Here is a 9,314-nt window from a genome sequence, read left to right as displayed (position 1 = left end):
TCGACGCCTACACCGGCGCGGCCGATGACGCGGAGCTTGGGCGCGGACTCGAGCAGCTTCGCGTCCACCTGAACGGCAGAGCGAACGACAAGCGCGTCGGCATCGGCCAGTTCGGCGGGAAGGCCGTTCTTAATCTGGTCGGGGGTGACAACGTTCCAGCCTGGCTCCTGCTGGAAGACGGCAAGGGTGGCAGGCGAGACTTTTTCGGCGAGAACGATCTTCATGGGACCTTTCATGGTGCGAGTAGAAACGGGAGCTATAGGTCTTCCGGTTTGAGGCCGGTATGTTTGGCGATGCGAGAAAGCATTCTGGGGCCTATCTCTTCGCTATCGTGAAAGGCCCATGTGAAGTCCGGGTAGCCGGAGCGCTTGAGTTGCTGGTGCGAACTGCCCTTGACTATATGGTGTTCGACCCAGCCAATTCGTTGAAGTGCCTTCAAAACTTTTCTGGCTTTGGAACTGGGCCATTGGCTCATGCGACGGCGAACTGGACCTGGCTCATGGTCGTATGTTCGCGTTCGATACGATCTGCGATCACACGCAGGGCCATGGCTTCAACATTCGATTCAGCATCGGTCTTCGTAGAGCCGTAGGCCATGACGCCGGGAAGATCTTCAATCTCCGCGATCCAGCGGCCATCTTCTTCCTGCTCAAAATCGATCTGATATTTCATGTTTGCTCCTGAAGCACTGAATAGATACAGGGTATGACAATTTCCAGGTTTCCGAAAGATTTGGGTGCCCCACGTCCGGACTTTCGGACGTGGGTTTCCGGGGTTGTGAATTATTTTGTGGTGGGGTCTTCGGCGAAGGTCTTTTGCGCGGCGATAAGGCCGGTGCCGAAGGCGAGATTGGGAAGCGGCAGCTTGGCGGCGATGGCTACCTGTTCGAGCGCGCCGATGACGGCGATCGTGTCCATGTAGTCGAAGAAGCCGATGTGCGCGATGCGGAAGAGCGATCCCTTCATCTCGCCCTGACCGTCGGTGACGATGATGGCGAACTTCGAGCGAAGGCCCTTGACGATGGTGCCGGAGTCAGTGCCCTCGGGCGCCATGATGGCAGTCGCAGCACCAGCCTCGCGGCCTTTGGGAGCGAACAGCTTGAAGCCCATCGCCGTGGCCGCAGCGCGAGTCATGGCAGCGCAGGTCTGCGCGTTATCCACGAGCTTCTTGCGGCCTTCGACAAGGTTGCCGTCGGCCTGCCCGGCGATGTAGTCGAGCGCTGCGCCCATGGCGGCGATCAGAGCAACCGAAGGCGTGTAAGCGGACTCACCCTTGGCTGCGTTCTTGCGCTCCTTGCGGAGGTCGAAGTAGTAGCGCGGATTGTAGCTCGACTCCATGCGATCCCACGCGCGCGGGCTGACCGCGAGATACGAGAGGCCGGGAGGAATCATGAGTGCCTTCTGCGAGCCGCCGATCAGAACGTCGATGCCCCAGGCGTCCATGTCGAGGTGGGTGGTGCCGAGGCCAGTGATGCCGTCGACAACAAACAAGGCCTCGGACTTCTCATCCTTGAGCAGCTTGCCGATGGCCTCGATATCGTGGCTGACGCCGGTCGAAGACTCAGTGGCCTGCACGAAGACGACGCGGGTCTCAAGCTTGAGCGCGGCCTTGATCTGGTCGAGGGTAAAGGTGCTGCCATAGGGAGCTTCAACGACATCGACGTGGCAGCCAAAAGCCTTGGTGATGCCGGTCCAGCGCTCGCCGAACTTTCCGGCGGTCAGCACGAGGACGCGATCGCCCGGCGAGGTCAGGTTCGAAACCGACGCTTCCATGGCTCCGGAGCCGGAGCTGGCGAGGATGAGCACATCGTTGGTGGTACCGACGAACTCCTTGAGCTGGCCGAGCACGCGGGTGAACATCGCGCGGAACTCGGCGGTGCGGTGGTGGATGTCTGCGGCGGCCATAGCAAACTGGGCGGCGGGAAGAAGGGGGGTCGGTCCAGGAGTGAAAAGGCGAGTTTTGCGGATCATGCTTATATTGTAGCGGCGGCCAGCCCGGTTGCGGGTTTTCTATAATGAAGTGTTGAGAGCAACAAGGAGAGTAGCGATGAGTATCGGCGAAAAGATTCAGACGGACATCATAACGGCCATGAAGGCCCGCGACGAGCATCGTCTGACGACGCTGCGGATGGTAAAAAGCTCGCTGAAGAATAAGGAGATCGACAAGCGCGAGGCACTGACCGACGCCGAAGAGACGCAGATCCTGACCACGCTGATCAAACAGCGCAAGGAGTCGGTCGAGCAATTCACCAAGGGAAACCGGCCGCAACTGGCCGAAAAAGAGCAGCTTGAGATCGCCATGATCGAAGGCTATCTGCCCAAGGCCGCCAGCGAGGACGACATCCGCACCATCGTGCAGGGTGCGATCTCGCACCTTACGCAGGATGGAGGCAAGCTCGGCCCGAAGGACATGGGAACCGCCATGCGCGTCGTCCAGCAGCGACTGCAAGCCAGCGGCGTGCGTGCCGACGGCAAACTGGTCAGCGAGATCGTAAAGGCGGAGCTGGCGAAGTAAAAACCCGCCTCCCCATCCGGCCGCGCGACCATCAAGGCCGCGTGTCCAGCCCAGAGGAATGGCGAGGAGAGCCAGGGAATAAGGAGGAATGGCTTCGATGCAGGCTAACGCCACGGTTCGAATCATCCCGCGCAAATTCCTCGTTCTCCTCGCAGTCGCCCTGTCGGCCTTCGCGGCGCCGAACACCATTGCCCAGCAAAATCGCACAAGACAGCAATCTGCGTCGCCCATGTCTCCCATGGCCGCGGACGCGCATCCGTCATTTGAAGTTGCCACCATCAACCCGGCCAATCCCAACCGGACCAACGGGGGAGGCTTTATCGTAGGCGGCCATCGCCTTGTTATCGAGGGCCAGACGGTCAACGACCTGATCTCCTTCGCCTACGCGCTCCACAAAAAGCAGATCGTAGACGGCCCAGCGTGGCTGGAGACCGAGCGGTTCGATATTGACGGACAAGCCGATCAGCCGGGCGTGGCCAACCTCCACCAGGTTCAGGAGATGCTGCAAAAGCTCCTCGCGACCAGATTCGGTCTCAAGCTCCATCGCGATAAACGCGACCTCCCCATCTATGTAATCAAGGTGGCAAAGGGAGGTCCGAAGCTCGCGCAAAGTTCCGAGAACGCTTACGGCTTGCCCACGCAGAGCGGTCATGGACAGGGCAGCCAACAGCAGAGGAAGTTCACCAACAACTCGATGTCAGACTTCGCCCTCGGCATGCAGGCCTACATGGACAGGCCCGTCGTCGATGAAACCGGCCTTCCCGGCAGATACGATTTCACCCTGAAATGGACGCCCGATAATGTGCCGACGAGCGAACCGGGGGCACCGCCGGGCATCTTTACCGCCGTTCAGGAGGAACTGGGCCTGAAGCTCGAAGCCACAAAAGGGCCCGCAGACGTCCTGGTCATAGAGCATGTTGAAAGACCATCGCCTAACTAGAAGATTGTGGCATTCGAAATCAAGCGCAGCCGTCCTTACCTATTTGCACGCCACAAAACTACGTCATCTCGACCGAAGCGTAGCGCAGTGGAGAGCCCCCTGTATTGGCCGTTGCACTCACCGTCGGCGAGGCCAGCTAAAGGCAGTCCCAGCCATAATCGTTCGCCCCTGGACCGGAACGCCGGGAATATCCTGATAGCCGGTATTGCTCACGTTCAAAAGCCGCACATAGGGACGCAGCCAGCCAGTATTACGCGCAAGCGAGATATCCCACACAGGATAAGCAGTTCGCGTCGTCTTCTGCGTGACTCCTACCTGGGTGTGCGCCGTAAGCTGATGAAACTCTCCGGTCCAGGCAGCGATGGCGTTCTGCGCAGCGTAGTTGAAGGCGTACTCGGAGATAAGGCCCTTCGGTGGTGACGTAGCACTCACAGCGGTATAGCTCAGGTCGAGATGCTGATTCCCGCTGAGGCGGAGGCGAAGTTGAGTCTCTGCCCCGTTGTAGTTGAAGTTACCGACGTTCGTAGCCTGCCACGGAGCATCAAGCGAGTATTTGGAGTAGTCAATTCCGTCCTTCTGGTGCAGACTGAAGCCAGTGGTGGTCAACGTAAAGCGGCCGCTCGCAGGGGTCCAGTCAACGCCTCCCTCGTAGCTCCAGGAAGACTCCGGCTTGAGGTTTGGATTGCCGATGTTCGTAGGGTCGGAGTAGTAGAGATCGAGGTAGGTCGGCAGACGGAACCCGTGTCCGGCAGAGGCTCGCAGGCGGACAGTGCGGGTCAGCGTAAAAGCCACGGCGGCATTCGGAGAGAAGATAGCATCGCCGCCGGAGAAGATCTCCTCGCGACCTCCGAGAGAGAACGAAAATCGACCCAGCGAAGGCAGCGACAGGTTGGCATACCCCGCTCCCTGATTGCGGGCATGGCGGCCGAGATTGGTGCTCTGGATAGCGTCCCCATTGGCTTCGAGGCCATAAGAGAGCGTGACGTTGGTGGCAAGGTGGTCAACGCGGCGCAACGCAGATTGCCAGGCAGTATCGATGTGGTTGTTCTCGTAAACGCTCGGATCGTCAACGAAGAGAACGAATATATCCGTGTGGCGGCGATAGGCGAAGTTCGCCGCAGTACGTGTCCCCAACTGCTGCTGGATGGAGGCAAACCAGCCCTTCGTCCGCTCCCATGAAGGATAGGGGCCGTAAAACTGGTTGGCTCCGTAGGGGCGGTCGCTGGCAGCGACGAGGATGTCGGTCGTACCCGGCTTGAGGTTCAGCCAGGTCTCGGCAGAGATAGCATTGCTGGCGTAGTTGCGGTCGGCGATGAAGCCGCCGGAGGTATCGCGGCTGCCGCTCAGTTCTGCAGAGAAAGGCTTGGTGGCGTAGTCGGCGCGAAACGACTGCTCGGTCGAAGAATAATTGCCGCCTCCGGCCTTGGCCGTAAGTGAAAAAGGACTGCCGGTAAGGGGTGCAACCGGCTCGGCGGTGATCAGGTTGACGGCTCCTCCAATCGCATCGGAACCATAAAAGGTCGAGCCGGAGCCATGGAGGATCTCAATGCGCGAGACCGCGTCGAGCGGAACAGGAATATCGAGGTTGAGGTGGCCGGTCTCGGGGTCGTCGATGCGGAGACCGTTGAGCAAGATAAGGGACTGCTCAAACGTAGTGCCGCGAATGGAAAGGTCGGACTGCACCCCGGCAGGCGCACGCGATTGCAGGTTGAGCGAGGAGTCGAGGCTCAGGTAGTCCACGACGCTGTTGAACAGCAGCGGATACTGGCGAGTATCCAGCGTCTGTACCGAACGGTCGCTCTCGGAGAGCGGAATCGGCTCAATCGTAGTGCTCACGGTAACGGATTGGGATACGGGCGCGGCAGCGGAGGGTTGTTGCGCGGCGGCAGCAAAACAAAGCAGGCCGCAGAGAGCGGCGAAGCCAAAAGGAAGTAATTTTGTGGGTTTCAACATGATCTTGCTTTGATCATGCATCGAAATGGCGGCTTCGGGGAGTTAGTTTAGTTTAGTGGTAAATAGTTTAGTACTAAACTATTATGAGCTGTAAATGAGAATCGAATCTTTTCTGAGGCTGAGCCCTGTCTTTCAGATCAGCGTGAGCGCCCGCCGTCTGGATGGATGTCTCACCCGGATCCTTCGCGCTGAGGAGGTAACTTTCCTGGAGGCGCTGATGCTGGCGGCGATCTTCTTTGAGAAGAAGCGCGGCGTCAAGCCGTCGGAGCTGGCGGTGACGCTTCAGACCACGCGCGGCAACTTGAGCCACTGCGTCTCTTCGCTCGAGGCCAAGGGACTGGTGCGGCGCAGGATCGACCCCGAGGATGCCCGGGCCTTTCAACTGACGCTGCTGCCTGCGGGACGAAAGCGAGCGGCCCGCGTGGTGGGAATCCTCGACCGGATGCAGGGCCAGTTCGAGCTAAGGATGAGGACAGCAGGAATAGAAGCGATGTTGCGACAGATATTTATCCTGGAGTCCCTTAGCGCATGGATGGCCCGGTTGGCTGAAGGGACCGAAGTAAAACCCGACCTCGATCTGGACGAATAGCACCGCTCCGGACTGTACTCGAACCAAGCCTTCGACCTTATTCGGGAATAATCTTTACAAAGATGCCGTCGGGCAAAGTCGCGCCGCCGAGAACGTGGATAACTCCGCCCTTGGTAAAGCCGCGCAGCATGGCGTAGGGATTGGGGGGAGCTTCGGACTTTTGGGGATACGGGGTGGCTTTTTGTGGCGCTCCCGCACCCGGCTTTGTGACGGCTGGATTTGTGATGACCGGAATTTTGGCGGGAGAGCGGTTCATGCCTCGGTCCATGGCTTCGTTGGCGAGGCGGTCGGCGTCCTTGTTCTTGTGGCGCAGGGCGTGGCTGATCTCGAACTTCTCGAGTTTGGCAATGCGGCGCTTTGCCTCTTCGTAGAGAGGCTTAAGGTCAGGGCTTTTTACCTGATATTTACCCTGAATCTGCTTCACCATCAGCTCCGAGTCGGAGACGACGCGGAGGCGGGAATGTCCATTTTCGAGGGCAAACTGGAGGCAGCCAAGCAGCCCGGAGTATTCGGCGTAATTGTTGGTGCGGATGCCGAGAAACTCGCTCAGCTCGGCGATGACGATGCCGTTCGAATCACAGACCTGTGCGCCATAGCCGGCGGGGCCGGGGTTGCCGCGGGCGCCGCCGTCGCAGTGGGCGGAGATCCAATCGGTCTTCTCGGGGAAAAGGCTGCTTGAGGACATTTTTTGAGTTTACCGGATGGGCAAACAGGTTGGGGAATGCCCCTGAAATCAGGATTATTTCGATTACGAACCGCAGCCTGCTTACCTTTTTGGGTGGGGAGAGGTCTATTAAAGCGAAATCGATTTCCTGACTCCGGAGTCAGACAAATGAGCGTTGAAGCAATTGGGGTAAATCCTGTTGGGCGGCGGCCAAGTCCGTTCGCTTTGGGATTGCGTGATGCCGCAGCGGTAGAATCATTGCCAGGGATGGCAAAAGCGGTCACACAATCCGGCACCAGAAACGGCGGCAAGCTGACAGAGGCGCAGATCGCGGCTCGCGCTCAGCAGCGCATCGAAGACGACGAGTTGATCCGCGAGGCCCAGCGAGGGCAGCGGACCGCCTTCGACGCACTGGTACGCCGCTACGACCAGTCTGTGCTGCGGCTGGCGCTGCACATGCTTGGCAACGAGCAGGACGCGCAGGATGTTCACCAGGAGGCCTTTATCAAGGCGTACCGACATCTGGGTAACTTCCGCTTCGAGTGCTCGTTCTACACATGGCTTTACCGGATTGTCACTAACCTTTGCCTGGACCAGTTGCGCAGGCGAAAGAGCCGCCGGGAGGATCCGGCCACCGTGCTCGATGCGAGCGGCGGCGAGATGGACCTGATGGCGAACATCACCGACGACCGCTCGATGGCCAACCCCGCACGAGAGCTCGACCGGAAGGTGATGAGCCAGAGGATCGGCGAGGCGCTGGATAAGTTGACGCCGCGCGAACGGACCGTATTTGAGCTGAAGCACTACCAGGGGCTGAAGCTGCGGACGATTGGCGAGATGTTGAGCACTACCGAAGAGACGGCAAAGAACACGCTGTTTCGGGCGACCCGCAAGCTGCGGGCGAATCTCGCCGGAGTGCGGTAGAGGCAGGGATCAGGGAAAGCGAAAACGACGGGCAGACTTTACAGACCCGATAACAGCAATAAGTTTTTTGAGGCTGGTTGAGGTAGGGCGATGAAGTGCGAAACCGCAAAAGAGAACATCCTTCTGGCAAGCTACGGCGAGCTGCCCGATGAGTACGCGATTCCTCTGGAGCAGCACCTGGATGAATGCGATGACTGCCGCAGTGAGTTGGAAGCATTGCACGAGTTGGATCAGCGCCTGGCGCTGCTTCCGGTCGTAGAGCCGTCACCAAACTTTCTGGCACAGGCAAGGGTCAGGCTGGACGATGCGCTGGACGCAATCCCTCCGCATGGAATGTTCACCCATCTGCGCCGCGGCATGTTTGCCTGGATTGGCCATGTGCAGAGCGCTCCCGCGCTGGCCACCCTTTTGCTGGGAGTGGGCTTCCTCGCTGGCAACTTCACCTATCGCTATGAAGTTGCCCACGCGCCCAAGCCCAAGAGCACGGTGACGCTGAGCAACCCCACCCTGGCGACGATTGCCAACGTAACCGGCATTGTGCAGACGCCGAACTCCGAGCTGGTGCAGGTGAAGTACAACAAGGTAGTTCCCGAAACCATGGAAGGCTCGCTCGATTCGCCGGAGATTCGCCAGTTGCTGCTGGCAGGAACGAATGCAGCCGCAACGAACGGTGTGCGCTCCGACTCCGTCGCGCTGCTGGCGCATGAGTGCAAAGCAGGACACGAGTGTACCGGCGGAACCGATGGCCAGGGGATTCGCAGCGCGCTGCTGGTCTCGCTGCGCTACGACAAAAATGCCGGGGTGCGTCTGAAGGCCCTCGAAGGCCTGCAACACTACGTCGGACAGGACCGGCGGGTGCGGGATGCTGTGCTCGAGGCGTTGATGCACGACTCCGACGCCGAGGTACGAACGACCGCGATTGGCATGCTGGAGCCGGTACAGGCGGATTCGAGCGTGCGCGAGGTGCTGCGTACGGTTTCAACCCAGGACGAGAATCCCTACATCCGGACGGCCTCCTATCAGGCATTGCAGGGCGCTGCGGACATTCAGTAGCGATGAGACCCATGAAGATCCAGCACCGTGTACGAAGGGTGGCAATGACCTCGGTCGCACTGCTGGCACTCCCAGGATTGGCAGCAGCCGCTCTTTCGCACGCCGCCGCCAATGTGGCTCTACCTGTCTCTGCAAAGGTCCACGGAGCGGCCAAATCAGGCGCGCCACCACGCCTGCCCCAGGGATACCTCGGCGTCGATCTGCGCGATGTCACCCCGGACGAGCTAACCTCGCTCAAATTGAGTGACACCCGCGGGGCCGAGATTATTCATGTGGACCACGACGGTCCCGCCGGCAAGCTGGGCCTCCAGAGATATGATGTGATCCTGCAGATGAACGGGACACCGATCCAGAATCAGGAGCAGTTGCGGCAATTGCTGCGCGAGTCTCCCGCGGGCCGGTCAGTGACCTTCGTGATCAGCAGGGACGGCCAGCAGCAGACGTTGACGACACAGCTCGCCAACCGGCAGGAGGTCGAACGCCGGGCATGGGAGCAGCATCTCGTTGTGCCCGATCCCGAGCTGGACAATGGCCCTTCCCCGCAGGTTGGAAATGGATTCATCCATTCTGACACCACCCCTTCCGGCAGGGGAGCCAAGCCGCATCGGGATTTCCTGGCTGCGACAACAGTCCTGAGCGCGTCGTTCACCGGCGCCCAGCTTGAGGTCATGGGGCCG

Annotated in this window: 11 protein-coding genes and 1 pseudogene; 6 read left to right on the top strand and 6 right to left on the bottom strand. The window is 59.7% G+C overall.

Annotated elements, in window-relative coordinates; genetic code table 11:
- The 4 genes and pseudogenes from VMU57_RS05555 to VMU57_RS05540 all read right to left on the bottom strand — a co-directional run.
- A pseudogene (locus tag VMU57_RS05555) lies at window positions 1-224 on the bottom strand (phosphoglycerate dehydrogenase); the annotation flags it as partial.
- 32 nt (window positions 225-256) lie between these two features.
- Window positions 257-475, bottom strand: coding sequence for a type II toxin-antitoxin system HicA family toxin (locus VMU57_RS05550; protein ID WP_325381641.1), 219 nt, complete (start codon window positions 473-475; stop codon window positions 257-259).
- Window positions 472-672, bottom strand: a complete 201-nt coding sequence (locus VMU57_RS05545; protein ID WP_325381640.1) for a type II toxin-antitoxin system HicB family antitoxin — start codon at window positions 670-672, stop codon at window positions 472-474. Before VMU57_RS05545 ends, VMU57_RS05550 begins: the two co-directional genes overlap by 4 nt.
- A 110-nt stretch (window positions 673-782) precedes the next feature.
- Complete coding sequence (locus VMU57_RS05540) at window positions 783-1,970, bottom strand: alanine--glyoxylate aminotransferase family protein (RefSeq protein WP_325381639.1); 1,188 nt, start codon at window positions 1,968-1,970, stop codon at window positions 783-785.
- 76 nt (window positions 1,971-2,046) lie between these two features.
- Between VMU57_RS05540 and VMU57_RS05535 the strand changes: the two genes are divergently transcribed.
- Both VMU57_RS05535 and VMU57_RS05530 read left to right on the top strand, forming a co-directional pair.
- A complete protein-coding gene (locus VMU57_RS05535; protein ID WP_325381638.1) occupies window positions 2,047-2,514 on the top strand; it encodes a GatB/YqeY domain-containing protein in 468 nt (155 codons plus the stop codon).
- Window positions 2,515-2,611: 97 nt separating this feature from the next.
- A complete protein-coding gene (locus tag VMU57_RS05530) occupies window positions 2,612-3,454 on the top strand; it encodes a TIGR03435 family protein (protein ID WP_325381637.1) in 843 nt (280 codons plus the stop codon).
- Window positions 3,455-3,571: 117 nt separating this feature from the next.
- Here the strand turns inward: VMU57_RS05530 and VMU57_RS05525 are convergent, their stop codons facing one another.
- Window positions 3,572-5,407: a TonB-dependent receptor plug domain-containing protein gene (locus VMU57_RS05525; protein WP_325381636.1), complete on the bottom strand. Its 1,836-nt coding sequence runs from the start codon at window positions 5,405-5,407 to the stop codon at window positions 3,572-3,574.
- Window positions 5,408-5,501: 94 nt separating this feature from the next.
- On the opposite strand from VMU57_RS05525, the gene VMU57_RS05520 reads away from it, so the two are divergent.
- Entirely contained in the window at window positions 5,502-5,996 is a 495-nt protein-coding gene (locus VMU57_RS05520) for a MarR family winged helix-turn-helix transcriptional regulator (RefSeq protein WP_325381635.1), read from the top strand.
- 37 nt (window positions 5,997-6,033) lie between these two features.
- Here VMU57_RS05520 and VMU57_RS05515 read toward each other — a convergent pair whose 3' ends face one another.
- Entirely contained in the window at window positions 6,034-6,681 is a 648-nt protein-coding gene (locus VMU57_RS05515; protein ID WP_325381634.1) for a ribonuclease HI family protein, read from the bottom strand.
- 147 nt (window positions 6,682-6,828) lie between these two features.
- Here VMU57_RS05515 and VMU57_RS05510 point away from each other — a divergent pair, with 147 nt between their 5' ends.
- The 3 genes from VMU57_RS05510 to VMU57_RS05500 all read left to right on the top strand — a co-directional run.
- Complete coding sequence (locus VMU57_RS05510; protein ID WP_325381633.1) at window positions 6,829-7,584, top strand: RNA polymerase sigma factor; 756 nt, start codon at window positions 6,829-6,831, stop codon at window positions 7,582-7,584.
- A 90-nt stretch (window positions 7,585-7,674) separates the two neighbouring features.
- Window positions 7,675-8,637, top strand: a complete 963-nt coding sequence (locus tag VMU57_RS05505) for a HEAT repeat domain-containing protein (RefSeq protein ID WP_325381632.1) — start codon at window positions 7,675-7,677, stop codon at window positions 8,635-8,637.
- Window positions 8,638-8,681: 44 nt separating this feature from the next.
- A partial coding sequence (locus VMU57_RS05500; protein WP_325381631.1) for a PDZ domain-containing protein occupies window positions 8,682-9,314 on the top strand: 633 nt, incomplete at its 3' end.

It is taken from the genome of Edaphobacter sp. (assembly GCF_035532915.1).
Taxonomy (GTDB): domain Bacteria; phylum Acidobacteriota; class Terriglobia; order Terriglobales; family Acidobacteriaceae; genus Edaphobacter.
This window is presented reverse-complemented; position numbering and strand designations above follow the sequence as displayed.

Excerpts from the sequence above, each read along its gene's own strand:
- VMU57_RS05550 (WP_325381641.1), bottom strand. The coding sequence starts at position 475 with ATGAGCCAATGGCCCAGTTCCAAAGCCAGAAAAGTTTTGAAGGCACTT.
- VMU57_RS05545 (WP_325381640.1), bottom strand. The coding sequence starts at position 672 with ATGAAATATCAGATCGATTTTGAGCAGGAAGAAGATGGCCGCTGGATC.
- VMU57_RS05540 (WP_325381639.1), bottom strand. The coding sequence starts at position 1,970 with ATGATCCGCAAAACTCGCCTTTTCACTCCTGGACCGACCCCCCTTCTT.
- VMU57_RS05535 (WP_325381638.1), top strand. The coding sequence starts at position 2,047 with ATGAGTATCGGCGAAAAGATTCAGACGGACATCATAACGGCCATGAAG.
- VMU57_RS05530 (WP_325381637.1), top strand. The coding sequence starts at position 2,612 with ATGCAGGCTAACGCCACGGTTCGAATCATCCCGCGCAAATTCCTCGTT.
- VMU57_RS05525 (WP_325381636.1), bottom strand. The coding sequence starts at position 5,407 with ATGTTGAAACCCACAAAATTACTTCCTTTTGGCTTCGCCGCTCTCTGC.
- VMU57_RS05520 (WP_325381635.1), top strand. The coding sequence starts at position 5,502 with ATGAGAATCGAATCTTTTCTGAGGCTGAGCCCTGTCTTTCAGATCAGC.
- VMU57_RS05515 (WP_325381634.1), bottom strand. The coding sequence starts at position 6,681 with ATGTCCTCAAGCAGCCTTTTCCCCGAGAAGACCGATTGGATCTCCGCC.
- VMU57_RS05510 (WP_325381633.1), top strand. The coding sequence starts at position 6,829 with ATGAGCGTTGAAGCAATTGGGGTAAATCCTGTTGGGCGGCGGCCAAGT.
- VMU57_RS05505 (WP_325381632.1), top strand. The coding sequence starts at position 7,675 with ATGAAGTGCGAAACCGCAAAAGAGAACATCCTTCTGGCAAGCTACGGC.